This window comes from Streptomyces sp. NPDC041135 (genome assembly GCF_055592085.1).
This window is the reverse complement of sequence record NZ_JBVIYZ010000012.1, coordinates 177,640-203,024: the sequence shown is the minus strand read 5'-3', so window position 1 is coordinate 203,024 and position 25,385 is coordinate 177,640. Positions and strand designations below refer to the sequence as shown.

The following is a 25,385-nucleotide window of genomic DNA, read 5'->3' as shown; positions in this document are numbered from 1 at the left end:
GGCCGGTGCTCGGTGCACCGGCCGCCCTTCGGCGTCGTCGGTGAGGTCAGCGGTCCGCCGCGACGATCTCGCGACACCGCTGCACGTCCTCGGCCATCTGCTCCAGCAGGGCCTCCAGCGACTCGAACTTGGCCTGGCCGCGGACGTAGGCGAGGAAGTCGACGGCGACGTGCAGGCCGTACAGGTCGAGGCCGACGCGGTCGATGGCGTACGCCTCCACCGTGCGCTCGGTTCCCTCGAACTGCGGGTTGGTGCCGACGGAGACGGCGGCCGGCATCACCTCGCCCTGGGCGTGCAGATAGCCGGCGTAGACGCCGTCGGCGGGGATGGCGGTGTGCGGCAGCGTCTCCACGTTGGCGGTCGGGAAGCCCAGCTCGCGGCCGCGCTGGGCACCGCGCACGACCACGCCCTCCACCCGGTGCGGGCGGCCCAGGATCTCCCGGGCGCCCTCGACGTCGCCCTCGCCGACCAGGCGCCGGGTCAGGGTCGAGGAGAACGCCTCGCCGCCGCCGGCCGTACCGCTGACGAACAGGTCGACGACCTCCACCTCGAAGTCGTAGACCGCGCCCTGTTCGGTGAGGAACCCGACGTTCCCGGCGGCCTTGTGGCCGAACCGGAAGTTGGGGCCCTCGACGACCGCCTTGGCGTGCAACTTGTCGACCAGCACCTTCACCACGAACTCGGCGGGCGACAGCTTGGAGAACTCCGTGGTGAACGGCAGGATCAGCACCGCGTCCACGCCCAGCTCCGCCATCAGCTCGGCGCGGCGGTGGTGCGGGGCGAGCAGCGGCGGGTGGCTGCCGGGGCGGACGACCTCGCTGGGGTGCGGGTCGAAGGTGACCACGACCGCCGGGACGCCCAGCTCACGGGCGCGGTCCACGGCGTGCTTGATGATCAGCTGGTGACCGCGGTGGACTCCGTCGTAGGAACCGATGGTGACGACGCTGCGCCCCCAGTCCTGGGGGATGTCCTCCAAGCCACGCCAGCGCTGCACTGTGACCGCTCCTCGAACCCGTGTCCGTGTCTACCGTTGACCTTGTGTGCAGGTCTAAGGGTGCCATGCCGGACGCTGCCGCCCACCATCGGCATGGTGGCTGTGACCCGGCGCACGTCCCTCACGCCGGTACGCGCGCACCCGCCAGGTCGCCGAGCATCCGGCGGGTGCCGGGGCCCACCGCCGCGGCCCATGCGTCGGGGGTGCCCACCAGCAGCTGGGCGGCGCGGCGCAGCAGTTCGCGGTCGGTGCCGGTGCGGACGTGGGGTGCGGTGCGCAGCGCGTACTCCAGCGCGGCCGCCCGGCGCTCCGGCCGCTCGTCGCGGGCCCAGCGGTCGACGGCCCGGCACACGGCCGGCGGTTCCTCCTCGGCGAGGACGGCGAGCAGTTCGTCACCGCGCCGGTGCGCGCTGCTCACCAGCACCTCGGTCAGCTGGTCCGGGGCCGCGTGCCGGTGGGTGTGCAGCAGCGCCAGCGCGGCCGTCGCGACGGTGGCGTCCGGGGCGGCGGGCAGCGGCCGCTCGTCGTCGAACCACTGGGCCAGCTGCGGCTGTACGGCGACGGGGTCGGCCGCCAGCAGCCGCGCGACGGCGTCGAGGTACCGCGCCCGGCCGCCGCTCCCGCCTGTTCCGTGCCCCCCGGTCCCCCTCCCCCCGGTCCCGCTCCCCCCTGCTCCGCTCCTCCCGGTGGGCTTCTCCGCACCCGGTGCGCCCGTGCCCGCACCCGTGCCCGCACCCGGTGCCGCGTCCGCCAGCACCAGTCGGCGCAGCAGGTCCAGGCGTTCGGCGTGGGGAAGCGGGAGGTCGCTCCAGAAGCCGGGCCCGAAGTCGGCGGGCACCGGTCGCCCCGCGGTGCGCCAGGCGACGACGCGGTCGGCGAGGAGGCGCAGGACCTCGGTGTACGGCGTCGCGTCGGGGACCGCGAGCAGGGTCCGGGAGAGCAGCCGGGCGGCCCACCAGGAGGCGGGGTCGAGGTCCAGCGCGTCGGCCAGATCGCGCAGCCGGAAGCCGAGCCGGCGGGAGCCGCCCCTGCGGTCCAGCAGGAGCAGGGCCTGGACGACGGGTCCGACGCGGTGGCGCGGTACGGGGAGCGGGTGCGTTCCCTCCGGGCTGCGGGGCCGGTGGACCAGGGCGTGCAGGGCTTCGTCGAGGTCGAGGTGCATGCCCTGGAGCCAGTCGGCCAGCTCCTCGTGGGCGAAGCGGTAGCCGGCCCCGGCCGGGACGAGCAGGCCTTCGGTCAGCACGGCGGAGGCCCAGCCGGAGCCACCGCCGAGCCGCCCGGGGACGGTTCCCCAGGGGAACACCGCCTCGAACGACTCCCGGTCCAGTTCGCCCTGTCCCGGGCCGAGGCTGCGCCGGGCGGCCTCGTGCACCTGGCCGGCGACCCGGGCCGCGAGCCGGCGGACGGCCGTGCCGCGCAGCCCGTTCTCGGCGGCGAGGCGGACGGCGACCCGCAGGCACATCAGGTCAAGGTGGGCGGCGAGGACGTCGTGCCGGTCGAGCTGGGCCGGGGCGGGGGCGGCGGGGAGGGCGGCGCGGACCTCGGAGAGCAGGCGCAGGGTGAGCGGGTGCCGGGCGTCCCGCTCGGCGAGGGCGCCGTCGGGGATGCCGTACCGGGCGCGGGCCTCGCGAGCCTCTTCGGCGGTGAGGTCGCCCAGCCGCACGCAGGACGGCAGCCCGTCGCAGGCGCCACCGCCCGGTTCGGCATCCCACTCGACGCCCGGCTCGGCGTCCCACTCGACGCCCGGCTCGGCGTCCCACTCGGCGCCCGGCTCGGCGTCCCACTCGGCGCCCGGGTGACCGTCCGGCTCGCCGTCCGGGTGCAGCAGATCCGCCGGGAACAGCGCCCCGGCCCGCTGCCAGTACTCCTCCCGGCAGGCCACCACCAGCCGGGCCCCGGTCCCGCGCAGCCAAGCCGCCGTGCCGTCGGTCCACTCGGGCAGCCGGTGGGCGAGCAGGGGTGGCATCTCCTCGGGTCCGTCCAGGAGCAGCAGCAGGGGGCGGCCCGTCCGCCGGGCGAGCCGCGCGAGCCGTTCGGGGCCGAGGTCGCCGAGGTCGGCGGGGGCCTGGGAGCGGGAGGCGGCGACGATCCGGACGGCGCGCTCCAGGGCGCGGCGGGCGGCGTCGGCCACCGAGCCGTCCGCGTCCCGCAGGTCGGCCCCGCGCAGCCACAGCGTGGGCCCGGGCCGGGCGGCGCGGCCGTGGCGGGCGGCGAGGGCGGCGAGTTCCGTCGTCCGGCCGCTGCCGGGGGCGCCGACCAGGGCGACGACGCGGGCACCGCCGTCGGCGGTGCGGGCGTCCAGCTGCCGGGCGCACTGCGGCCGTGCGACCGGTTCCACGGTGCCGGTGAGAGCGGCGCGGGCCCGGGCGGCGGGTGCGGCGAGCGTGTCCGGCGGGCCGTCCTGCCCGACCGAGGTGGCGGTCAGCTCGAGGAGACCGGCCGGGTTGAGGTCGGCGCCGTAGGCGGGCACGGTGGCCGCGTTGCGGGCGAGCGCCTCGGCGAGGGGGCCGAGGTCGGCGCTCCGCTCGGCGGGGGACAGCGGCACCGCGAAGCACGCGTCGCGCCGGCCGGACCGCAGGGCGGTGCCGAGGACGCCGAGGACCGCTCCGGTGGCGGCGTCGAGCACCGGTCCGCCGGCCGCGCCGCCGCCCGGCCGCAGCGCGTCCCGGCCGGCCGTGCCGATCGCCAGCTCCAGGGCCTCGCCGAGCCGGTGGGAGCGGCCGGTGGCGGTGTAGGTGACCTCGGTGGCGCCCAGCACCCGTGCCGCGCGCCAGCAGCCGGCGGCGACGCGGACGTAGGTGCCGGTCCCGACGCGCTCGCGGACGGTGACCGGGAGCGGCGGCACGTCCAGGCCCTCGGTGCGCACCAGGGCCAGGTTCAGGGCGGGCAGCGGGGTGATCGCGTCGGCGGACACCGGGCGGGTGCGGTCGGCGGCGGTGCGCAGGACCAGCCGGGACAGGCCGTCGACGGCCTCGTGGCTGGTGAGGAGGGTGCCGTGGTGGTCGACCAGGAAGCCGGTGCCGCGCGGGCGGCCGGCCACGTCGCGGATCTCCACCAGGGCGTCCGTCAGGGCGTCCGCGCGGAACCGGTCGCGGCCGTCCGGCGCGCCCGGCGCGCCCCCGGCACCCGGCGCGCCCTCGGAGCCCGGCGCGATGCCGGTGCCCCACGCGGCCTCGCCGCTCCCGGTGTCCCGGGCGGTCTGGGTGATCCACGTGCCGTGTGCCGCCGCGCCCGCCATGGTCCGACCTCCCGCCGTCCGTCCCTGCCTTGATCTCGACGGTAGGCGGGGAATGATCAGCGGGACAGATCGCGTACGGAAAGCGCCCCCTCCCGCTCCCCCGCTTCACTCCGAGCGCCCGCACGACCGGGTGAATAGCCGGGGGCGGCCGGATACATGCTGGAGGTGGGGGAACCGAGGGGACGTGGAGCGGCGGGGCGCGCGGGACCCCGTGTCCGCCGCTCCACGGACGGCCGGGGACGCGCCCGGGCCGGGACGCAACCGGACCAGGCACGCGCCCGGGCCGTCAGGCGAACACGGCCAGGCTCTTGGCCTTGCCCTTGTGCTCCTCCACGAGTGCCAGGAAGCGGCCCTCGGCGTCGAAGACGGCGACCGGACCGGCGCCCGCGTACTCGCCGGGCATGTCCAGCCGTACGCCGTTGGTCAGGAGCCGGGAGCGCCTGGTGTCCACGTCCCAGCGGGGGAACGCGGCCGTGGCCGCCTCCGCGACCGGCATCACCGTCAGGTCCTGCTGCAACTGCTCCAGCGTCCTGGCCGAGTCCAGCTTGTACGGACCCACACGCGTGCGGCGCAGCGCCGTGAGGTGGCCGCCGACGCCCAGGCCCGCGCCCAGGTCGCGGGCGAGGGCGCGGATGTAGGTGCCGGAGGAGCAGACCACCGACACCACCAGGTCGAGCACCGGGGTGCCGTCCTCGGCGACCGCGTGGCGGACGTCGTGCACCGCGAAGGAGGAGACGGTGACCGGCCGGGCGGGGATCTCGAACTCCTCGCCCTCCCGCGCCCGCTTGTAGGACCGCACGCCGTTGATCTTGATGGCGCTGACCTTGGAGGGCACCTGCATGATGTCGCCGGTGAGCTTGGCGATCCCGGCGTCGACGGCGTCGCGGGTGACCTTCGAGGCGTCGGCCGACCTCGTGATCTCGCCCTCGGCGTCGTCGGTCAGGGTCGTCTGCCCGAGGCGGACGGTACCCAGGTACTCCTTCTCCGTCAGGGCGAGGTGCCCGAGGAGCTTGGTGGCGCGCTCGACGCCGAGGACGAGCACGCCCGTCGCCATCGGGTCGAGGGTGCCGGCGTGGCCGACGCGCCGGGTGCGGGCGATGCCGCGCATCTTGGCGACCACGTCGTGCGAAGTGAAGCCCGGCGGCTTGTCCACGATGACAAGCCCGTCGGGCGTGGGGGGCCTGGAGGTCATTCGGCGGAGTCGTCCTCGTCCTCGTCCTCGCCCGGCTTGCGGTACGGGTCGGCGTCACCGGCGTAGGCGGCGCCGGCGGAGACCTCGCGCACCTTCTCGTCGGAGGCGCGCGCCTTGTCGAGGAGTTCCTCGATGGTCCGGGCGGTGTCGGGCAGGGCGTCGGCCACGAAGGTCAGCGTCGGGGTGAACTTCACGCCCGCCGCCGCGCCGACCGCGGACCGCAGGACGCCCTTGGCGCTCTCCAGTCCGGCGGCCGCCGCCGCCCGCTCCTCGTCGTCCCCGTACACCGTGTAGAAGACGGTCGCCTCCCGCAGGTCTCCGGTGACCCGGGTGTCCGTGATGGTGACGTGTGAGCCGAGCCGCGGGTCCTTGATCCCACGCTGCAGCTTCTGGGCCACCACCTCTCGGATGAGGTCCGCCAGCCTCTTGGCCCGCGCGTTGTCGGCCACTGGTCGTCTCCCGTTCTTCCTGTTCTGTGTTCCGAAATCAGTCGTCGTCGCCGTGGAAGCGCCGTCTCACCGACAGCAGTTCCACCTCGGGGCGGCCGGCGACCAGCCGCTCGCACCGGTCCAGTACGTCGCGCACGTGCCCCGCGTCGCCGGAGACCACCGCCAGGCCGATACCGGCCCTGCGGTACAGGTCCAGATGGTCGACCTCCGCGGCGCTCACGGCGAACTTCCGCTGGAGTTCGGCCACGATCGGGCGGACGACAGAGCGTTTCTCCTTCAGCGACCGTACGTCACCGAGCAGGAGATCGAAGGACAGAGTCCCCACATACATATGTGTAACCGGATGACCCGCCGGGACGGGATGGACGGGCCCGCCGAACGATCGGCGGGACACCAGAACCGTACAACGAACGGCCGGGGCCGATCGACGGAAATAACTCTCCGTCGACCGGCCCCGGACCGGACCGTCCCGGAAACCGGGCGCTTACGCGCGCGGCTTCTCGCGCATCTCGTACGTCGCGATGACGTCGTCGACCTTGATGTCGTTGAAGTTTCCGAGGTTGATACCGCCCTCGTAGCCTTCGCGGATCTCGGTGACGTCGTCCTTGAAGCGACGCAGACCCTCGATGTTGAGGTTCTCCGCGACCACCTTGCCGTCGCGGATGAGGCGCGCCTTGGTGTTGCGCTTGACCTCGCCGGAGCGGATGAGGACACCCGCGATGTTGCCCAGCTTGGACGACTTGAAGACCTCGCGGATCTCCGCCGTACCCAGCTCGACCTCTTCGAACTCCGGCTTGAGCATGCCCTTGAGGGCCGCCTCGATCTCCTCGATCGCCTGGTAGATGACCGAGTAGTACCGGACGTCCACACCTTCGCGCTCGGCCATCTGCGCCGCGCGGCCTGCCGCGCGGACGTTGAAGCCGATCACGATGGCGTCCGAGCCCATCGCCAGGTCGATGTCGGACTCCGTGACCGCACCGACACCGCGGTGCAGGACGCGGATGTCGACCTCTTCGCCGACGTCCAGCTGGAGCAGCGAGGACTCGAGGGCCTCGACCGAACCGGAAGCGTCACCCTTGATGATCAGGTTCAGCTGCTGGACCTCGCCGGCCTTGAGCACCTTGTCCAGGTCCTCCAGCGACACGCGGCGCGTGCGCTTGGCGAACGCGGCGTTGCGCTCACGGGCGGCGCGCTTCTCCGCGATCTGACGGGCCGTACGGTCCTCGTCCACCACGATGAAGTTGTCGCCCGCACCCGGGACGTTGGTCAGGCCCAGGACCTGGACCGGCGTCGACGGGCCGGCCTCGGCGACGTTGTTGCCGTTGTCGTCGAGCATGGCGCGCACGCGGCCGTAGGCGTCGCCCACCACCATCGTGTCGCCGACCCGCAGCGTGCCTCGCTGGACGAGGACCGTCGCCACGGCACCGCGGCCGCGGTCGAGACGGGACTCGATCGAGATGCCCTGCGCGTCCTGGTGCGGGTTGGCCCGCAGGTCGAGCGAGGCGTCGGCCGTCAGGATCACGGCCTCCAGCAGCGAGTCGATGTGCAGACCCTGCTTGGCGGAGATGTCGACGAACATGGTGTCGCCGCCGTACTCCTCGGCCACGAGGCCGTACTCGGTCAGCTGACCGCGCACCTTGGTCGGGTCGGCACCCTCGACGTCGATCTTGTTGACCGCGACCACGATCGGCACGTCGGCCGCCTTGGCGTGGTTGAGCGCCTCGACCGTCTGCGGCATGACGCCGTCGTTGGCCGCGACGACCAGGATCGCGATGTCGGTCGACTTCGCACCACGGGCACGCATGGCGGTGAACGCCTCGTGACCCGGGGTGTCGATGAAGGTGATCTTGCGCTCTTCTTCGTTGACCTCGGTGGCGACCTGGTAGGCACCGATGTGCTGGGTGATGCCGCCGGCCTCGCCCGCGATGACGTTCGTCTTGCGGATGGCGTCCAGCAGCCGGGTCTTGCCGTGGTCGACGTGACCCATGACGGTGACGACCGGCGGACGGACCACGAGGTCTTCCTCGGTGCCCTCGTCCTCGCCGAACTCCAGGTCGAAGGACTCGAGCAGCTCGCGGTCCTCCTCCTCGGGGCTGACGATCTGAACCGTGTAGTTCATCTCGCCGGCGAGGAGCTGCAGCGTCTCGTCGGAGACGGACTGCGTGGCCGTGACCATCTCACCGAGGTTCATCATCACCGCGACGAGCGACGCCGGGTTGGCGTTGATCTTCTCGGCGAAGTCGGTGAGGGAGGCACCGCGCGACAGGCGAATGGCTTCGCCGTTGCCGCGAGGCAGCATCACGCCGCCGACCGACGGGGCCTGCATGGCCTCGTACTCCTGGCGCCTCTGCCGCTTCGACTTGCGACCGCGACGCGCGGGACCGCCGGGACGGCCGAAGGCGCCCTGCGTGCCACCGCGGCCACCGGGACCGCCGGGACGGCCACCGAAGCCGGGACGGCCACCGCCGGCGGGACCGCCGCCGAAGCCGCCGCCGCCACCGGGACCACCGGGACGGCCGGCGAAGCCGCCGCCACCCGGACGACCGCCGCCACCGGGACCGGCGGGACGGCCGGCGAAGCCGCCGCCACCCGGACGACCGCCGCCACCGGCGCCGCCGGGACGGCCGGCACCGGCCGGACCGCGACCGCCACCGGGGCCGGGACGCGGACCCGCGGCGGGACGCTGCGGCATCATGCCGGGGTTCGGACGGGGACCGGCGCTGCCGCCGCCGGGACGGGGACCGCCCTGCGGACGGGGCATGCCGCCCGGGGTGGGACGCGCGCCGCCCGGAGCCTGCGGACGGGGACCGCCCGCCGCGCCCTGGGGACGGGGACCGCCCTGGCCCTGCGGACGCGGAGCGCCGCCGGGGGCACCGGGAGCACCCGGGCCGCCGTGGCCGCCGGCCGGGCGGGGAGCGCCGCCGGGACGGGGCGCCTGCGGGCGCGCCATGCCGGTGGAGCCACCAGAGGTGAACGGGTTGTTGCCCGGACGGGGTCCGGCGGGACGGGCACCGGGACGCGGGGCCTGGCCACCGGGGCGCGGGGCGCCCTGGCGGTCGCCGCGCTCACCGCGGCCCTGGCCGCCCTGGCCGGGACCGGCCGGACGGGAGCCCGGACGCGGCGCCTGGCCGGCCGGACGCGGGGCGCCCGGACGGGGGCCGGAGCCCGTGGGGCCGCTCGCGGCGGCCGGCGCCGCGGGGGCCGCCGGGGGTGCCGTGAACTCGGGCGTGGTCGGAGCCGGGGACGCCGGGGCGGGCCGCGGCGCGGGCTTCGGGCCCGGGGTGGGACGGGGGCCGGGAGTGACCGGCGCGGCCGGGGCCGCGGGGTTCTCGGCGGCCGGCTTGGGAGCCGGCGGGCGCGGGGCGGCCGGACGGGCGGCCTGCGCCGGGGAAGGGGCTGCCGGCCTCGCCGGGGCAGCCTTACGGGCGGAGGCGGGCTTGCCGCCACCGCTGCCCTGCTGGAGGGCGTCAGTCAGTTTGCGTACAACGGGCGCCTCGATCGTCGAAGACGCCGATCGGACGAATTCACCGAGTTCCTGGAGCTTGGCCATGACGACCTTGCTCTCCACACCGAACTCCTTGGCGAGTTCGTATACCCGGACCTTAGCCACTTCGCTCCTTTGAGGTCCGGGTTGCGGCCGGACCGTCGTTAGTTCATGGGCGTACTCATCGCGTACTCATCGAGTGCTCATCGCAATCTCGACCTGCTTTCGACTCGCGAGGTACCAGCCGCACGGGGCTTTCGTGCGGCACGCTTCCTTACCGTGTTGCCTTCGCCGCCTGCTCAGCGACTGTCTGTCCGCTCGACGTACCGGTGCAACTCCTTTGTGTCGAGCGGCCCCGGGGCGCGCAACGCCCTCGGGAACGCCCGGCGGCGCACCGCCTGGTCGAGACAGACCGGCACGGGGTGGACGTACGCACCCCGGCCGGGCAGCGTACCGCGTGGATCGGGGACGCACTGTTCCTCGATCGCCACGGTCCGCAGCAGCTCGTTCTTGGCCGCTCGCTGCCTGCACCCCACACAGGTGCGTTCAGGGCATGCGCGGGCTCGCGTCCGGCCAGACACTTCTTAGTCTACCTCCCCGTACCGACCTCACCCCTTCGGGGCAAAGATCGAACGGCTGTTGTCGTGATCTCAGCGACCTGCGGCCGAGATCTATTCCCCAGCCTGCTCGGTGTCGGGCCGGATGTCGATCCGCCAGCCGGTCAGCCGGGCCGCCAGCCGGGCGTTCTGCCCTTCCTTGCCGATCGCCAGCGACAGCTGGTAGTCGGGCACGGTCACCCGGGCGGAACGGGACGACATGTCGACGACCTCCACCTTCGACACCCGGGCGGGTGACAGGGCGTTGGCCACCATCTCGGCCGGGTCGTCCGACCAGTCGACGATGTCGATCTTCTCGCCGCTCAGCTCGCCCATCACGTTGCGCACCCGGCTGCCCATGGGGCCGATGCAGGCGCCCTTGGCGTTCAGGCCCGAACGGGTGGACCGGACGGCGATCTTGGTGCGGTGACCCGCCTCACGGGCGATCGCCGCGATCTCGACCGACCCGTCGGCGATCTCCGGCACCTCCAGGGCGAACAGCTTCTTCACCAGACTGGGGTGCGTGCGCGAAAGGGTGACGGAAGGACCCCGGACGCCCTTGGCCACCCGGACGACGTACGAGCGCAGCCGCAGGCCGTGCGGGTAGGTCTCGCCCGGGACCTGCTCCTGCACCGGCAGGATGGCCTCGAGCTTGCCGATGTCGACCAGCACGTTCTTCGGGTCGCGGCCCTGCTGGACCACTCCGGTGACGATGTCGCCCTCACGGCCGGCGTACTCGCCGAGCGTCGCGTCGTCCTCGGCGTCGCGCAGCCGCTGCAGGATCACCTGCTTGGCGGTGGTGGCGGCGATACGGCCGAAGCCGGACGGGGTGTCGTCGAACTCGCGGGCCTCCTGGCCCTCCTCGAGCTCCTGAGGGTCCTCCTTCGCCCACACCGTCACGTGCCCGGTCTCCCGGTTCAGCTCCACGCGTGCGTGCCGGCGGCTTCCCTCGGTGCGGTGGTACGCGATGAGGAGGGCCGACTCGATCGCCTCGACCAGCAGGTCGAAGGAGATCTCCTTCTCCCGGACCAGACCCCGCAGGGCGCTCATGTCGATGTCCACGGCTACGCCTCCTCCTCTTCCTTCTCGTCCTTCGTGTCCTTGCGGTTGAACTCGACCTGCACGCGCGCCCTCGTGATCTCCGCGTACCCGAGTCGGCGGGTCTGCGGCTTGCGGCCCTTGACGCCGGGCACCTCGAGGTCGAGGCCCTCGTCGTCGGCGGCCAGGATCCGGGCGACCAGTTCGCCGTCCTCGGCCAGCTGGAAGCGCACCAGGCGGCCGACGGCACGCACGTAGTGCCGGGTCTCGCTCAGGAGGCGCTCCGCGCCCGGGGTACCGACCTCCAGGTCGTACGCCCCGTCGCCCATCGCGTTGGTCTCGTCCAGTTTCGCCGAGAGCGCACGGCTCACATCGGCGATCCGGTCCAGATCGGCACCGGTGTCGGAATCGACGACGACCCGCAGCACCCGCTTGCGTCCGACGGAGTCGACGGCTACCTCTTCGAGATCCAGGCCCTGAGAGGTGACGAGCGGTTCCAGTAGTTCTCGCAGCCTCTCGCTCTGGGTGGTGCTCATCCGGGTGACTCCTCGGCCGCGTGTGCTGTTGTGGGATGGGTCGCGTGTCTGGTCAAAGGGTATCCGGTCGCGAGGAGTGTTGCCGTCCACCTGTGTACGGCCGGTGCCGGTGAGTGGTCCGCGGCGGGTGCGCGGGTACGGTGATCACGGGCGTGCCGCCCGCCTCCCCTCCGTACGAGTGCCCCGAGGACGTCAGTGCCGTACCCCCCAGCGCCGCGCCTGCCAGCGGGGCCGCGCAGAAGATCCCTGCTCGCCTCCGCCGCGGGCGCCGCCCTGCTCGCCGGCTGCTCCGGCGGCGGAGGTCCGGACGCCGACGGCGAGGCGTCGGCCTCCGCCCGGGAACGCGCGCGTGCGGCCCGGGACAGCACGGGGCTGCTGCTCCACTACGACGCGGTGCTCGCCGCCCACCCGGCGCTGGCGGCGCGGCTGCGGCCGTTGCGCGCGGAGGTGGCGGCGCACGCGGCGGCCTTCGGGGGCGGCGGGTCGGCCTCGGCGTCCTCTCCCGGGGCCTCCGCCTCCCCCGCCGTCCCGGCCGGCGAGCGGGACGCCCTGGCCGGGCTGGCCGCCGCCGAACGGGCCCTCGCCGACAGCCGGGCCGAGGCCCTGCTCCAGGTGCCGGGCGAACTGGCCCGGCTGCTGGCGTCCGTGGCCGCGGCCGGCGCCGCGCACGCCTACCTGCTGACGGAGGAGGCCAAGTGAGCGGGCGGGACGTGCGCGGGGTGAGCGGCGGGCGGAGCCGGACGGCGGCCGGCGGGGAGCTGACGGCGCTCCAGGCGGCGCTGGCGGCGGAGCACGCGGCGGTGTACGGCTACGGCGTCGTCGGCGGCCGGATCGGGCAGCGGCGGCGCACCGAGGCACGGGCGGCGTACGACGCGCACCGCGCCCGCCGGGACGCGCTGGCGCGCGAGGTGCGCGACCTGGGCGGAGAGCCGGTGGCCGCGAGCGCCGGGTACGCGCTGCCGTTCCCGGTGCCGGACGCGTCCGCCGCGGTGGGGCTGGCCGCGGTGCTGGAGGAGCGCGTGGCCGGGGTCTACTCCGACCTGGTACGCGCGGCCACGGGCGACCGGCGGGCCTCGGCCGCCTCGGCGCTGCGCGAGGCCGCGGTGCGTGCGGCACGCTGGAGCGCGCGCAGCGTAGCCTTCCCTGGGCTCGCCGAACGGTCCGGCGGCGAATCCGCCGCGCCGAGCGCGTCGCCCGCGGCGTCGCTCGCGGCTGAGGCGCCGGCGAGGGGGAAGGCGTAGGGCCGTGGGCGGGCGGCCGCGCGGCGGCCACGGCCGCCGCGACCTCGGACGGCACGAGCCCGTACGGCGGGGACCTCCCGTGGTCCGTACGGCACAGAAGGGAACGACTCGCGCATGGGTTTCGAACCGCCGCGGCGCCTGGCGCGGGCGCTCGGTGAGACGGCACCGGACGGTGACGACTGGCTGGAGCGGCTGCCTGCTCTGGTGGAGCGGACCGCCGCGTCTCTCGGGCTGACCGTGGAGCGGGTCCAGGAGCCGGGCGGCCGCAGCAGCCTGGTGCTGCTGGTGCGGCGGGCGGACGGCACCCCGGCGGTGCTGAAGCTGGTGCCGCCCCGGGCCCGGCCGCTCAGCGAGCGGGCGGCGCTGGCGCACTGGGCCGGTCTGGGCGCGGTGCAGCTGCTGGAGGCGGACGCGGCGGCCGGGGTGCTGGTGCTGGAGCGGCTGCACCCGGACGTGTCGGTGCGCTCGCTGCCGGAGGCGAAGGCGCTGCTGGAGGCGGCCGGGACGCTGCGGCGGCTGTGGACCGAGCCGCCCGGGGACCAGCCGTTCGAGACCGTCGCGGAGCGCACCGGCCGGCAGGCCGCGGCCATGCGGGCCGGTGCCCGGGACGATGCCGAGGTGGCGCCGCTGGTGGACGCCGCGCTCGCGGCCCGCGAGGAGCTGCTGGCCGCGCCGCCCCAGCACCTGCTGCTGCACGGCACGTTCCGGCAGAGCAAGGTGCTCGCCGGGGAGCGGCTGCCGTGGCTGGCGGTGGGCCCGGACCCGGTGGTGGGCGAGAGCGCCTTCGACCTGGCGCGGCTGGTGCGTGACCGGGTGGAGGACCTGATCGCGTCACCGTCGGGTGCGTCGATCACCCGCCGCCGGGTGAAGCGGCTCGCGGAGTCGCTGGAGGTGGACCAGGAGCGGCTGCGCGGCTGGACGCTGTTCCGGGCGGTGGAGTCGGGGGTGCGGGCCCACCGGGTGGGCCGCCCGCGGGACGCCGAGCTGCTGCTGGAGTTCGCCGGCTGGCTGTGAGCCGAGGGTGCCCGACGCGGCCGGGTCCCCCGGGGAGCGCGCGAGGCGCCCGCCGGATGGGGCGGGCGCCTCGCGTTCAGGCGGGTGGTGCCGGGCTCAGAGGGCGCTGAGGCGCTGGATCGCCTCCTCGACGGTCAGCTCCTCGCGCTCGCCGGTCCTGCGGTCCTTCAGCTCCAGGACGCCCTCGGCGGCGCGGCGCCCCGCCACCAGGATCTGCGGTACGCCGATCAGCTCGGCGTCGGTGAACTTCACACCCGGGGAGACCCCGGCCCGGTCGTCGACCAGGACGCGCAGCCCGGCGGCGCGCAGTCGCTCGGAGACGTCGAGGGCCAGTTCGGTCTGCAGCGCCTTGCCGGCCGCGACGACGTGCACGTCGGCCGGGGCGACCTCCCTGGGCCAGCACAGGCCCTGCTCGTCGGCCGTCTGCTCGGCCAGCGCGGCGACGGCGCGGGAGACGCCGATGCCGTAGGAGCCCATGGTGACGCGGACCGGCTTGCCGTTCTGGCCGAGGACGTCGAGCTTGAGGGCGTCGGCGTACTTGCGGCCGAGCTGGAAGATGTGGCCGATCTCGATGGCACGGTCCAGCGTCAGGCCGGTGCCGCACTTCGGGCAGGGGTCGCCCTCCTGGACGACCACGACGTCGACGTACTCCTCGACCTGGAAGTCACGGCCCGCCACCACGTTCCTGGCGTGCGTGTGCTCCTTGTTGGCGCCGGTGATCCAGGCGGTGCCGGGGGCGACCCGGGGGTCGGCGATGTAGCGGACCTTCTCCAGGCCCTGCGGGCCGACGTAGCCGCGCACCAGGTCCGGGCGGCCGGTGAAGTCCTCGGCGGTGACCAGCTCGACGGCGGCCGGGGCGAAGTGGGCCTCGACCTTGTCCAGGTCGACCTCGCGGTCGCCGGGCACGCCGACGGCGACGATCTCGCCGTCGACCTTCACCAGCAGGTTCTTCAGCGTGGCGGAGGCCGGGACGCCGAGGGAGGCGGCGAGGGTCTCGATGGTGGGGGTGTCCGGGGTGGGGATCTCCTCGGCGGCGGGCACGCCGGAGGCGTCCTGCTCCGTCAGCGCGAAGCTGACGGCCTCGGTGTTGGCCGCGAAGTCGCAGTGGGGGCAGTCCGCGAAGACGTCCTCGCCGGCCGCTGAGGGGGCCAGGAACTCCTCGGACTTGGAGCCGCCCATGGCGCCGGCGGTCGCGGCGCAGATGCGGTAGTCGAGGCCGAGGCGCTCGAAGACGCGCTGGTAGGCCTCGCGGTGCAGGGCGTAGGAGCGGGCCAGGCCCTCGTCGTCCAGGTCGAAGGAGTAGGAGTCCTTCATGGTGAACTCGCGGCCGCGCAGGATCCCGGCGCGGGGCCGGGCCTCGTCGCGGAACTTGGTCTGGATCTGGTAGAGGATGACCGGCAGCTCCTTGTAGGAGGACACCTGGTCCTTCACCAGCAGGGTGAAGATCTCCTCGTGGGTGGGGCCGAGCAGGTAGTCGCCGCCCTTGCGGTCCTTCAGCCGGAACAGCTCCTGGCCGTACTCCTCCCAGCGGCCGGTCGCCTCGTACGGCTCGCGGGGCAGCAGCGCGGGGAGCAGCACCTCCTGGGCGCCGATGGCGTCCATCTCCTCGCGGACGATCCGCTCCACGTTGGCGTAGACCTTCTTGCCGAGCGGCAGCCAGGACCAGATGCCGGCGGCGGTGCGGCGGACGTAGCCGGCGCGGACGAGCAGCTTGTGGCTGAGGACCTCGGCGTCCGCCGGGTCGTCACGCAGCGTCTTCGCCATCAACTGGGACATGCGCTGGACCGGTGCGTTGGCCATGGGTGTCGTACTCCTGCGGCTGGGGGTCCCCCGCTCGGGCGAGGCCCGGACCGGGGGAGGGTGATGTCAGGAGGTTAGCCGGGCCTGCCGTGCCGGTGGAAATCCGTTATCGGCGCCGCAGCGGCAGCGGGGCGCCCATCACGGCGTACGGGCGGGACGCGCTGGGGAAGTGGACCTGGCGGGCGAGGTCCTCGTAGCCGAGGGAGTGGTAGAGGCCGCGGGCCGGGCTGTCGGTGTCGATCGCGGAGAGGATCGAGCGGGGCTGCGTCACGCCGTCGGTGATCGTGGTGATCAGGGCGCGGCCGACGCCGCGGTTCTGGTGGCCGGGGTGGACGTGCAGCTCGGTGATGACGAAGGAGTCGTCGAGCCACTCGGCGTGGCCGCGGGCGCGCAGGTAGGGCTCCACGACCGTGGACCACCAGTGGGCGCGGTCGTTGGGCATGCCGTAGACGAAGCCGACGAGGGCGCCCGCGCTGCGGGCGCCGAAGGCCCGTGCGCCGGGGTAGCCCATGTGGCGCAGGACGATGTGGCGGCGGACGGCCACCTCGTCCGGGCCGAGTCCGAAGGCGACGGCTTGGACGGCGAGGGCCTCGTCCACGTGGGCTGCGAGGTCCAGGGGGCCGATCACGAGGTCCATGCCGGGAGACTACAGGGGGGTGCCGGTGGTGTCCGGGCGGGTCAGAACAGGATGCTCATGAACGCGCCCACCTCGCGGAAGCCCACCCGGGTGTAGGTCCTTCTCGCCGCGGTGTTGAAGTCGTTCACGTACAGGCTGACCACGGGGGCCACGTCCGCCAGCGCGTAGCGCAGGACCGCCGCCATGCCGGGGGCGGCGAGGCCTCTGCCCCGGTACTCGGGGGCCACCCAGACGCCCTGGATCTGGCAGGCCTGGGGGGTCGCCGCGCCGATCTCGGCCTTGAAGACGACTTGGCCGCGGTCGTCGACGCGGGCGAAGGAGCGGCCGGAGCCGACGAGTTCGGCGACGCGGGCCTGGTAGAGCAGGCCGCCGTCGCCGGCCAGCGGGGAGACGCCGACCTCCTCGGTGAACATCGCCACGCAGGCCGGCATGATCGTCTCGATCTCGTCCTTGCGGATGCGGCGGACGCCGGGGTCCGGGGCGACGGCGGCGGCCAGGCGGTCGGTGACCATGAGGGGCTGGTGGGCGCGGACCTCGCGGGCGGGGCCCCAGTGCGGTTCGAGCAGCCGCCACAGCACGGCGGTGGGTTCGGCGGGGCCGACGATGGAGGAGCAGCGGCGGCCGGCCCGGCGGGCCCGGTCGGCGAAGGCGCGGACGGCGCGGGGGGTGGCGCAGATGGGGACCAGGTTGGCGCCGGCGTAGCACAGGGAGGTCAGCATGCCGTCCTCGTACCAGCCCCACATCTCGCCGCCGAGCCGCCAGGGGTCGAGGCCGGCCACCTGGACACGGCTGGTCACGAAGGCGTTGGCCACCGGCTCGCGTGCGAGGACGGCGAGCGCGGCGTCGAGGTCGCTCGGTTCGAGCACCCGTGAGGTGGTCTGGGTCAACACGTGCGGGGCCTCACCCTGGGGGTTCTGCTGATCTCCGCACTGTACCTGGCGAACGTGTGACGCGCCGCCCCCGTGCGGGGCGGGGCGACCGGGCCGGCGCCCCTGTCCCGGCCCCGGAACGGGCCTCAGCCGGAGACCGCCACGGACGGCTCGCCGGAGGCCACTCCGGCGGCCTCCATCTGCTCGGCGAGCTTCATGGCCTCCTCGATGAGCGTCTCCACGATCTTGGACTCGGGGACGGTCTTGATGACCTCGCCCTTGACGAAGATCTGGCCCTTGCCGTTGCCGGAGGCGACGCCGAGGTCGGCCTCGCGGGCCTCGCCGGGGCCGTTGACGACGCAGCCCATCACGGCGACCCGCAGCGGGACCTCCATGCCGGTGAGGCCTGCGGTGACCTCTTCGGCGAGCTTGTAGACGTCGACCTGGGCGCGGCCGCAGGAGGGGCAGGAGACGATCTCCAGGCCGCGCTGCTTGAGGTTCAGCGACTCCAGGATCTGGATGCCGACCTTGACCTCCTCGGCCGGCGGGGCGCTCAGCGAGACCCGGATGGTGTCGCCGATGCCCTGGGAGAGCAGGGCGCCGAAGGCGACGGCCGACTTCACCGTGCCCTGGAAGGCGGGGCCGGCCTCGGTGACGCCGAGGTGCAGGGGGTACTCGCACTGGGCGGCGAGCTGGCGGTAGGCCTCGATCATGACGACCGGGTCGTTGTGCTTGACGGAGATCTTGATGTCCCGGAAGTCGTGCTCCTCGAAGAGGGACGCCTCCCACAGCGCCGACTCCACCAGCGCCTCCGGGGTCGCCTTGCCGTACTTCTGGAGCAGGCGGCGGTCGAGGGAGCCGGCGTTCACACCGATGCGGATCGGGGTGCCGTGGTCCTTGGCCGCGCGGGCGATCTCCTTGACCTTGTCGTCGAACTGCTTGATGTTGCCGGGGTTCACCCGGACCGCCGCGCAGCCCGCCTCGATGGCGGCGAACACGTACTTCGGCTGGAAGTGGATGTCGGCGATCACCGGGATCTGCGACTTGCGGGCGATGGTGGCCAGCGCGTCGGCGTCGTCCTGGGTGGGGCAGGCCACCCGGACGATCTGGCAGCCGGAGGCGGTCAGTTCCGCGATCTGCTGGAGGGTGGCGCCGATGTCGGACGTACGGGTCGTGGTCATCGACTGGACCGAGACGGGGGCGTCTCCGCCGACCGCCACGGACCCGACCTGGATCTGCCGGCTCTTGCGGCGCTCGGCGAGCTTGGTCGGAACGGACGGCATGCCGAGAGAAATCGCAGTCATCTGCTGTGCAACCCCAAGTCGTGGATCAAGGTCCGAATCCCGTAAGCGGCGGGCTCCAGGCTTCGAGATTACGGCACCGCCCCGGGCCCCGGCACATCCCACCCGGTAAACCCACTCGAACGAAGGCGGCCCGCGGACACCGGTCCGCGGGCCGCCCGTGACGCGGCTCCGCTACGAGATCTTCACCGGGTTCACGACGTCCGCGATCAGGACCAGGACGGTGAAGCAGACGAAGACGCCGGCCACCACGTAGGCGACGGGCATCAGCTTCGCCACGTCGAAGGGCCCCGGGTCCGGGCGGCGCAGCGCCTTCGCCACGGCGCGCCGCAGCGACTCCCACAGGGCGCCCGCGATGTGCCCGCCGTCGAGCGGGAGCAGCGGGAGCATGTTGAACAGGAACAGCGAGAGGTTGAACCCGGCGACCAGCATCAGCGCCATGGCCAGCTGCTGGGTGGGCGGGATGTCCAGGGTGAAGATCTCGCCGCCGACGCGGGCCGCGCCGACCACGCCCATCGGGGAGTCGGCCTGGCGGGGGGCGCCGTCGAAGGCCGCGTCCCACAGGGCCGGGATCTTGCCGGGCAGACCGGCGATGGAGTCGACGGCCTCGCCGAGCCGGTCGCCCATCCAGGTCAGGGACTGGCCGAAGTCCTGGCGTTCGACGCCGGTGGCGGCGCTGAAGCCGAGGAAGCCGGCACTGACGTACTTGCCCTCGACGATCTGGCCGCCGGAGCCCTTGCGGGCGACCTGGTTGGTGGCGATCTTCGCGTGCAGGGTCAGTTCCCGGCCGTCGCGCTCGACGACGATCGGGACGTTCTTGCCGGGGGCGGCGCGGATGAGGTCGGAGAGCTGGTTCCAGCTGTCGGTGCGCACCCCGCCGAAGGAGACGATGGTGTCGCCCGCCTTCAGGCCGGCGGCGGCGGCCGGGGAGGCGGCGTCGGACGACGTGCAGGTGTCGCGGTTCTCGCTCTGGGCGATGACGCACTTCGACACCGAGCTGACCGTGGTGGTCTGCTGGGAGATGCCGAAGCCCATGAGGACGGTCAGGAACAGGGCGACGGCCAGGATCAGGTTCATGAAGGGGCCCGCGAACATCACGATGACGCGCTTCCACGGCGCCCGCGTGTAGAACAGGCGGGTCTCGTCGCCCGGCTTCAACTCCTCGAAGGCGGCCGTGCGGGCGTCCTCGATCATGCTGCGCCAGGGCGAGGTGGAGCGCGCGGTGATCCGGCCGTCCTCGCCGGGCGGGAACATGCCGATCATGCGGATGTAGCCGCCGGCCGGGATGGCCTTGATGCCGTACTCCGTCTCGCCCTTCCTGCGCGACCAGACGGTCGGGCCGAAGCCGACCATGTACTGCGGCACGCGGATGCCGAACAGCTTGGCGGTGGAGAGGTGTCCCAGCTCGTGCCACGCGATCGAGATCAGCAGGCCGATCACGAAGACGACTATCCCGAGGAACATCATCAGGGCTGTCATGCACGAGCCTCCGCGGTAGCCGTCGTAGCTGTCAGTTCCCGGGCCCGGGCCCGGGCCCAGGTCTCCGCTTCGAGGACGTCCGGCACGGTCAGCGAAGTTCCCGTGCCGGGGGTGCCGTGTTCCTCGACGACCCGGGTGACGGTCTCCATGATCCCGTTGAAGGGCAGTGCGCCGGCGCGGAACGCCTCCACGCACTCCTCGTTGGCCGCATTGAACACCGCCGGCGCGGTTCCCGCGAGCCGCCCGACGTGCCGGGCGAGATCCACCGAGGGGAAGGCCTCGGTGTCCAGCGGGAAGAACTCCCAGGTGGAGGCCTTGCTCCAGTCGAAGGCGGGAGCCGCGTCGGGGACGCGTTCCGGCCAGCCCAGACCGACGGCGATCGGCCCCCGCATGTCGGGGGGCGTCGCCTGCGCGATCGTGGAACCGTCGGTGAACTCGACCATCGAGTGGACATACGACTGCGGGTGCACGACCACCTCAATGCGGTCGAAGGGAATGTCGTAGAGCAGGTGCGCCTCGATGACCTCCAGGCCCTTGTTGACCAGGGTCGCGGAGTTGATGGTGATCACCGGGCCCATGGCCCAGGTGGGGTGGGCCAGGGCGTCCTCGACGGTGACGTGCGCCAGCTGTTCCTTGGTACGGCCGCGGAAGGGGCCGCCGGAAGCGGTGACGACCAGCTTGCGGACGTCGGCGCGGGTGCCGCAGGCCAGGGCCTGGAAGAGCGCGGCGTGCTCGGAGTCGACCGGGATGATCTGCCCCGGCTTGGCGAGCGCCTTGACCAGCGGGCCGCCGACGATCAGCGACTCCTTGTTGGCGAGCGCGAGGGTGCGGCCCGCCTCCAGGGCGGCGAGGGTGGGCGCCAGGCCGATGGAGCCGGTGATGCCGTTCAGGACGGTGTGGCACGGGCCGGCGGCCACCTGGGTGGCCGCGTCCGGCCCGGCGAGGATCTCGGGCAGCGGCTCCCCGGCGCCGTACTCGGCGGCCAGGGCCTCGCGCAGGGCCGGTACGACGTCCTCGCGGGCGACCGCGACGGTCCGCACCCGCAGCCGGTGCGCCTGCTCGGCGAGGAGCGCCACCCGGCCGCCGTTCGCGGAGAGGGCGGTGACCCGGAAGCGGCCGGGGTTGCGCAGCACGAGGTCGATGGCCTGGGTGCCGATGGATCCGGTGGAGCCGAGGATCACCACGTCCTTGGGGCCGTCCCCCGCGAGGGGGTCGTACACGAGGTGCGGGTCGGCGAGGGGTGCCGGACTGGCGGGACTGTCGGTCATCCCCCCATTGTGGCCGCAACCGGCGGCCGCGAGGACAGCGCGTCCCCCTCCCGGGCGGCGAACCTTCCTTCGAGGCCCGCCGCGCCGGGCAGGGGCCGGCTCAGCGGAAGGGGCGGCGGACGTTCTCGCGGGTGCTGGGACCCGGCGTCGCGTCGGCGATCCACGGTCCGTCGCCCGAGGGGTCGACGACGCCCTGTTCCAGCCACTCGTAGGCCCCGCCGAGCACCCCCTTGACCACCGTGCGGTCGACGTCGTCGGTGTTGCTCCACAGGCGGCCGAACAACTCGTCGACCCGGATGCGGGCCTGGCGGCAGAAGACGTCGGCGAGCTGGTAGGCCTCGCGGCCGTGGTCGCCCTGGGTGCGCAGCAGCTCGGCCCGGACGCAGGCCGCGCTCATCGCGAACAGCTCGGCGCCGATGTCGACGATCCGGCCTAGGAAGCCCTGCTTGGTCTCCATCCGTCCCTGCCAGCGCGACATGGCGTAGAAGGTGGACCGGGCCAGCTTGCGGGCGTGCCGCTCGACGAAGCGCAGGTGCCCGGAGAGGTCGACCTCGTGCTTGAACTCCGGGTAGGACGAGGGCAGCTGGCCGGGTCCGGCGACCAGCTTCGGCAGCCACTTGGCGTAGAAGACGCCCGCGTTCGCGCCCGCCCTCGCCTTGTCCGACAGCGTCTTCTCGGGGTCGATGAGGTCACCGGCGACGGAGAGGTGGGCGTCGACGGCCTCCCGGGCGATCAGCAGGTGCATGATCTCGGTGGAGCCCTCGAAGATCCGGTTGATGCGCAGATCGCGCAGCAACTGCTCGGCGGGCACGCCCCGTTCTCCGCGGGCGCGCAGCGACTCCGCGGTCTCGAAGCCGCGGCCGCCGCGGATCTGGACCAGTTCGTCCGCCATCAGGCAGGCCATCTCGGAGCCGTAGAGCTTGGCGAGGGCGGCCTCGATGCGGATGTCGTTGCGTTCCTCGTCGGCCATCTGGGAGGCCAGGTCGACCACGGCCTCCAGCGCGAAGGTGGTGGCGGCGATGAAGCTGATCTTCGAGCCGACCGCCTCGTGCAGCGCGACCGGCTTGCCCCACTGCTCGCGCTCGGCGGACCACTCGCGGGCGATCTTCAGGCACCACTTGCCGGCGCCGACGCACATCGCGGGCAGCGAGAGGCGGCCGGTGTTGAGGGTGGTGAGGGCGATCTTCAGCCCCGCGCCCTCGGGGCCGATGCGGTGGGCGGCCGGCACCCGGACCCGGTGGAAGCGGGTGACCCCGTTCTCCAGGCCGCGCAGGCCCATGAACGCGTTGCGGTTCTCGACCGTGATGCCCTCGGAGTCCGCCTCGACGACGAACGCGGTGATGCCGCCCTTGTGCCCCGGCGACTTCGGCACCCGGGCCATCACCACGAGCAGGTCGGCGACGACCCCGTTGGTGGTCCAGAGCTTGACCCCGTCCAGGACGTAGGTGTCGTCGCCGTCCGGGACGGCCGTGGTGGCCAGCCGGGCCGGGTCGGAGCCGACGTCGGGCTCGGTGAGCAGGAAGGCGGAGATGTCGGTGGTGGCGCAGCGGGGCAGGAAGGCGTCCTTCTGCTCCTGGGTGCCGAAGATCTTCACCGGCTGGGGCACGCCGATGGACTGGTGGGCCGAGAGCAGGGCGCCGACCGCGGGACTGGCGGAGCCGACCAGGGCGAGGGCCTTGTTGTAGTAGACCTGGGTGAGGCCGAGGCCGCCGTACTTGGGGTCGATCTTCATGCCGAGGGCGCCCAGTTCCCTGAGGCCGTCGATGACCTCGTCCGGGATGCGCGCCTCGCGTTCGATGCGGGCCGGGTCGATGCGGGTGGTGCAGAAGTCGCGCAGCTTGGCGAGGAACTGCTCGCCGCGCCGGGCGTCCTCGTCGTCAGGGAGGGGGTGCGGGTGGATGAGGTCGAGCCGGAAGCGGCCGAGGAACAGTTCCTTGGCGAAACTGGGCTTGTGCCAGTCCTGTTCCCGGGCGGCCTCCGCCACCTGGCGGGCTTCGCGTTCGGTGACGGTGCGTTGGGTGGTGGGAGCGGACATGGGGGCTCACCTCGCCGCGGAGAGGGATGAATGCGGACCGTTCGTTACCGACCAGTGCTACTGGATCGTTGGTACCCGAAACGGGCCGGTGCCACCACCCCTCGCGGTCCGAACGGTCGAAGCCGGCACCGGTCGGGCACCGGGCGGGTACCGGGCGGGTGGCGCTCCCGGGCCCGGTGCGTGCCAGGGTGGACGGGGCGCGGGCCCGGCGGGGAAGAATGCTGTCGAAGCGCTTCGACTGGCTCTGGACACCGATGCCCGCCGAAGCTACTGTCGAACCACCGTCGAACCACCCTCACTCGCCGTGTCCGTCATCGCGCGCTGTCGAAGCGCTTCACAGAGCTTGGAGAGCTGGATGGTCACCCTCGCCGAGGTCGCCCAGCACGCCGGAGTCTCGGCGAGCACGGTGAGCTATGTCCTCAGCGGCAAGCGGTCCATCTCCGCCACCACCCGCCAGCGGGTCGAGCGGAGCATCCGGGACCTCGGCTACCACCCGAACGCGGGCGCCCGCGCCCTGGCCAGCAGCAGGTCGAACATCATCGCGCTGATGGTCCCGCTGCGCACCGACATGTACGTGCCGGTGATGATGGAGATCGCGATCGCGGTGGCCACCACGGCGCGCACCCACGGCTACGACGTCCTGCTGCTCACCGGCGAGGAGGGTCCGGACGCGGTGCGCCGGGTCACCGGCAGCGGGCTGGCCGACGCGATGATCCTGATGGACGTGGAGCTGGAGGACGAGCGGCTGCCGCTGCTGCGCCGCACCGGCCAGCCGGCCGTGCTCATCGGTCTGCCCGCCGACACCACCGGCCTGACCTGCGTCGACCTCGACTTCGCGGCGACCGGCGCACTCTGCGTGGAGCACCTCGCGCGGCTCGGCCACCGTGACATCGCCGTCATCGGGGAGGCCCCCGCGGTCTACGAGCGGCACACCGGCTTCGCCGAGCGCACCCTCGCCGGGCTGCGGGAGCGGGCCCGGGAACTGGGCCTGCGGGTGCTGCACCGGCCGTGCGAGGGCGGGTACGACGCGATGGCGGTCACCCTGGCCCGGATCTTCGACGAGCGTCCCGGCACCACCGGGTTCGTGGTGCAGAACGAGTCGGCGGTGGAGCCGCTGCTGGCGCTGCTGCGCCAGCAGGGCCGGGCCGTGCCCGAGGACGTGTCCGTGGTCGCCGTCTGCCCGGACCAGGTCGCCACCCAGGCCTCGGTGCGGCTGACGTCGGTCGCGATCCCGGCGCAGGAGATGGGCCGGTACGCGGTCGAGCACCTGGTGGCCAAGCTCGACGGGCGCGGCACGGACGACGTCGTGCTGATCGCCCCGGACCTGACGGTACGGGCCAGCTCGGGACCGGCCCCCGCCGCACCCTGACCCGGCCCGCCCGCCCGCGTACGAAGGCCTGCTGCGGCTGCGCGCGGGTGCGGCCGGTCCCGTGGGGCGGGGACCGGCCGCACGCCGGGCGGAACCGGCGGTCAGCCGCTGCTGACCGTCAGGTTGTTGGTGGTGAAGTTCAGGCCGCCGGACGACGAGGTGATCTCGTAGCCGAACTGCACGTCGCCGATGGTCTCGTTGCCGAACCAGCCCTTGGTGTCCTTGATCCACTTCAGGATCGGCAGGATGTTCACGGTGCCGGACGTGGAGTTCGAGGTGCGGACGAACGAGAAGACCTCGTTGGCGCCGTTGCTGCCCTTGTAGACGGTCCAGGTGTGGCCGCCGAGCGTCACGGTGCCCTGGGAGGTGCCGAGCGGGCCGACGGCTCCGGTCTTGTTGACCCAGAGCATGATCTCGTAGTCGTAGTCGGTGTCCCAGATGTCGTAGGACGTGTTGTAGGCGCCCGACGACGGCACGGTGACGTTGTAGCTGCTGGAGAGCGAACCCAGCGAGGTGATCGACTTGTTGATCACCTTCTTGGCGTTCGGGTAGGACTTGATGCCCCCGGTGTTGGGGTGGTTGGCGTTGACGCCCCAGTTGGTGCCGGAGTTGGCCCAGAGGCACTGGCTGCCCGCGCCGGAGCCCCAGATGTTGTTGTAGAGGGTGTAGCCGTTCAGGGTGGTGTTGCCCCACTGGTCGCAGGTGCTCCAGACGGCGGCCGAGGCGGGGGCGGAGGCGAGGCCGACGGTGGCGCCGAGGGCGAGCGCCGGTGCCAGTACGGCCAGCGCGACCCTGCGCGGTGTGCTGTGTGCCATGGGGTCCCTTTCCATGGGTGGGGGGAGAAG

General features: G+C 73.3%; 21 protein-coding genes. 4 read left to right on the top strand and 17 right to left on the bottom strand.

What is annotated here, in order from left to right:
* Positions 1-46: 46 nt before the first annotated feature.
* From ACZ6CZ_RS26165 to rimP, 9 genes are all read right to left on the bottom strand, one after another.
* A complete protein-coding gene (locus tag ACZ6CZ_RS26165) occupies positions 47-994 on the bottom strand; it encodes a bifunctional riboflavin kinase/FAD synthetase (RefSeq protein ID WP_469025648.1) in 948 nt (315 codons plus the stop codon).
* 121 nt (positions 995-1,115) lie between these two features.
* Positions 1,116-4,049: a trypsin-like peptidase domain-containing protein gene (locus tag ACZ6CZ_RS26160; protein WP_469025676.1), complete on the bottom strand. Its 2,934-nt coding sequence runs from the start codon at positions 4,047-4,049 to the stop codon at positions 1,116-1,118.
* A gap of 469 nt (positions 4,050-4,518) precedes the next feature.
* A complete protein-coding gene (truB, locus tag ACZ6CZ_RS26155) occupies positions 4,519-5,424 on the bottom strand; it encodes a tRNA pseudouridine(55) synthase TruB (RefSeq protein ID WP_469025647.1) in 906 nt (301 codons plus the stop codon).
* On the bottom strand, positions 5,421-5,873 hold the full coding sequence (gene rbfA, locus ACZ6CZ_RS26150; protein ID WP_469025644.1) for a 30S ribosome-binding factor RbfA: 453 nt from the start codon (positions 5,871-5,873) through the stop codon (positions 5,421-5,423). Before rbfA ends, truB begins: the two co-directional genes overlap by 4 nt.
* A gap of 37 nt (positions 5,874-5,910) precedes the next feature.
* Positions 5,911-6,204: a DUF503 domain-containing protein gene (locus ACZ6CZ_RS26145; RefSeq protein ID WP_469025642.1), complete on the bottom strand. Its 294-nt coding sequence runs from the start codon at positions 6,202-6,204 to the stop codon at positions 5,911-5,913.
* 153 nt (positions 6,205-6,357) lie between these two features.
* Positions 6,358-9,483, bottom strand: coding sequence for a translation initiation factor IF-2 (infB, locus tag ACZ6CZ_RS26140; protein WP_469025639.1), 3,126 nt, complete (start codon positions 9,481-9,483; stop codon positions 6,358-6,360).
* A 173-nt stretch (positions 9,484-9,656) separates the two neighbouring features.
* A complete protein-coding gene (locus tag ACZ6CZ_RS26135; RefSeq protein ID WP_469025637.1) occupies positions 9,657-9,938 on the bottom strand; it encodes a YlxR family protein in 282 nt (93 codons plus the stop codon).
* Positions 9,939-10,028: 90 nt separating this feature from the next.
* Positions 10,029-11,015, bottom strand: coding sequence for a transcription termination factor NusA (gene nusA / locus ACZ6CZ_RS26130; RefSeq protein ID WP_469025634.1), 987 nt, complete (start codon positions 11,013-11,015; stop codon positions 10,029-10,031).
* Between the two features lie 2 nt (positions 11,016-11,017).
* The gene (gene rimP / locus ACZ6CZ_RS26125) at positions 11,018-11,527 is read right to left on the bottom strand and encodes a ribosome maturation factor RimP (protein ID WP_469025631.1); all 510 of its coding nucleotides are present in this window, start codon (positions 11,525-11,527) and stop codon (positions 11,018-11,020) included.
* A 195-nt stretch (positions 11,528-11,722) separates the two neighbouring features.
* Between rimP and ACZ6CZ_RS26120 the strand changes: the two genes are divergently transcribed.
* From ACZ6CZ_RS26120 to ACZ6CZ_RS26110, 3 genes are all read left to right on the top strand, one after another.
* Complete coding sequence (locus ACZ6CZ_RS26120) at positions 11,723-12,226, top strand: hypothetical protein (protein WP_469025628.1); 504 nt, start codon at positions 11,723-11,725, stop codon at positions 12,224-12,226.
* Positions 12,223-12,768, top strand: a complete 546-nt coding sequence (locus ACZ6CZ_RS26115) for a ferritin-like domain-containing protein (RefSeq protein WP_469025625.1) — start codon at positions 12,223-12,225, stop codon at positions 12,766-12,768. The genes ACZ6CZ_RS26120 and ACZ6CZ_RS26115 overlap by 4 nt, the downstream gene beginning before the upstream one ends.
* A 114-nt stretch (positions 12,769-12,882) precedes the next feature.
* Positions 12,883-13,782 carry an aminoglycoside phosphotransferase family protein gene (locus ACZ6CZ_RS26110; RefSeq protein ID WP_469025623.1) on the top strand — a complete coding sequence of 300 codons (900 nt, stop codon included), beginning with the start codon at positions 12,883-12,885 and terminating at the stop codon, positions 13,780-13,782.
* 96 nt (positions 13,783-13,878) lie between these two features.
* Here the strand turns inward: ACZ6CZ_RS26110 and ACZ6CZ_RS26105 are convergent, their stop codons facing one another.
* From ACZ6CZ_RS26105 to ACZ6CZ_RS26075, 7 genes are all read right to left on the bottom strand, one after another.
* Complete coding sequence (locus ACZ6CZ_RS26105) at positions 13,879-15,582, bottom strand: proline--tRNA ligase (protein ID WP_469025620.1); 1,704 nt, start codon at positions 15,580-15,582, stop codon at positions 13,879-13,881.
* A gap of 106 nt (positions 15,583-15,688) precedes the next feature.
* Positions 15,689-16,219 (bottom strand): GNAT family N-acetyltransferase, encoded by a 531-nt coding sequence (locus ACZ6CZ_RS26100; protein ID WP_469025618.1) that lies wholly within the window; start codon positions 16,217-16,219, stop codon positions 15,689-15,691.
* Between the two features lie 41 nt (positions 16,220-16,260).
* Positions 16,261-17,109: a GNAT family N-acetyltransferase gene (locus tag ACZ6CZ_RS26095; protein WP_469025615.1), complete on the bottom strand. Its 849-nt coding sequence runs from the start codon at positions 17,107-17,109 to the stop codon at positions 16,261-16,263.
* A 125-nt stretch (positions 17,110-17,234) separates the two neighbouring features.
* On the bottom strand, positions 17,235-18,392 hold the full coding sequence (gene ispG, locus ACZ6CZ_RS26090) for a flavodoxin-dependent (E)-4-hydroxy-3-methylbut-2-enyl-diphosphate synthase (protein ID WP_469025613.1): 1,158 nt from the start codon (positions 18,390-18,392) through the stop codon (positions 17,235-17,237).
* Positions 18,393-18,563: 171 nt separating this feature from the next.
* Positions 18,564-19,856: a M50 family metallopeptidase gene (locus tag ACZ6CZ_RS26085; protein ID WP_469025673.1), complete on the bottom strand. Its 1,293-nt coding sequence runs from the start codon at positions 19,854-19,856 to the stop codon at positions 18,564-18,566.
* Between the two features lie 8 nt (positions 19,857-19,864).
* Positions 19,865-21,136, bottom strand: a complete 1,272-nt coding sequence (gene dxr, locus ACZ6CZ_RS26080; protein ID WP_469025611.1) for a 1-deoxy-D-xylulose-5-phosphate reductoisomerase — start codon at positions 21,134-21,136, stop codon at positions 19,865-19,867.
* Positions 21,137-21,236: 100 nt separating this feature from the next.
* Positions 21,237-23,171, bottom strand: coding sequence for an acyl-CoA dehydrogenase family protein (locus ACZ6CZ_RS26075; protein WP_469025608.1), 1,935 nt, complete (start codon positions 23,169-23,171; stop codon positions 21,237-21,239).
* A 355-nt stretch (positions 23,172-23,526) separates the two neighbouring features.
* Between ACZ6CZ_RS26075 and ACZ6CZ_RS26070 the strand changes: the two genes are divergently transcribed.
* Positions 23,527-24,540 carry a LacI family DNA-binding transcriptional regulator gene (locus tag ACZ6CZ_RS26070; RefSeq protein ID WP_469025606.1) on the top strand — a complete coding sequence of 338 codons (1,014 nt, stop codon included), beginning with the start codon at positions 23,527-23,529 and terminating at the stop codon, positions 24,538-24,540.
* A 101-nt stretch (positions 24,541-24,641) separates the two neighbouring features.
* Here the strand turns inward: ACZ6CZ_RS26070 and ACZ6CZ_RS26065 are convergent, their stop codons facing one another.
* The gene (locus ACZ6CZ_RS26065; RefSeq protein WP_469025604.1) at positions 24,642-25,355 is read right to left on the bottom strand and encodes a glycoside hydrolase family 12 protein; all 714 of its coding nucleotides are present in this window, start codon (positions 25,353-25,355) and stop codon (positions 24,642-24,644) included.
* Between the last annotated feature and the right edge of the window lie 30 nt (positions 25,356-25,385).

Bases quoted from the DNA above. Each gene is read 5' to 3' on its own strand.
- rimP (WP_469025631.1), bottom strand. From the start codon at position 11,527: ATGAGCACCACCCAGAGCGAGAGGCTGCGAGAACTACTGGAACCGCTC.
- dxr (WP_469025611.1), bottom strand. From the start codon at position 21,136: ATGACCGACAGTCCCGCCAGTCCGGCACCCCTCGCCGACCCGCACCTC.
- ACZ6CZ_RS26105 (WP_469025620.1), bottom strand. From the start codon at position 15,582: ATGGCCAACGCACCGGTCCAGCGCATGTCCCAGTTGATGGCGAAGACG.
- ispG (WP_469025613.1), bottom strand. From the start codon at position 18,392: ATGACTGCGATTTCTCTCGGCATGCCGTCCGTTCCGACCAAGCTCGCC.
- ACZ6CZ_RS26145 (WP_469025642.1), bottom strand. From the start codon at position 6,204: ATGTATGTGGGGACTCTGTCCTTCGATCTCCTGCTCGGTGACGTACGG.
- ACZ6CZ_RS26065 (WP_469025604.1), bottom strand. From the start codon at position 25,355: ATGGCACACAGCACACCGCGCAGGGTCGCGCTGGCCGTACTGGCACCG.
- ACZ6CZ_RS26085 (WP_469025673.1), bottom strand. From the start codon at position 19,856: ATGATGTTCCTCGGGATAGTCGTCTTCGTGATCGGCCTGCTGATCTCG.
- truB (WP_469025647.1), bottom strand. From the start codon at position 5,424: ATGACCTCCAGGCCCCCCACGCCCGACGGGCTTGTCATCGTGGACAAG.
- ACZ6CZ_RS26070 (WP_469025606.1), top strand. From the start codon at position 23,527: ATGGTCACCCTCGCCGAGGTCGCCCAGCACGCCGGAGTCTCGGCGAGC.
- ACZ6CZ_RS26100 (WP_469025618.1), bottom strand. From the start codon at position 16,219: ATGGACCTCGTGATCGGCCCCCTGGACCTCGCAGCCCACGTGGACGAG.
- ACZ6CZ_RS26075 (WP_469025608.1), bottom strand. From the start codon at position 23,171: ATGTCCGCTCCCACCACCCAACGCACCGTCACCGAACGCGAAGCCCGC.
- ACZ6CZ_RS26110 (WP_469025623.1), top strand. From the start codon at position 12,883: ATGGGTTTCGAACCGCCGCGGCGCCTGGCGCGGGCGCTCGGTGAGACG.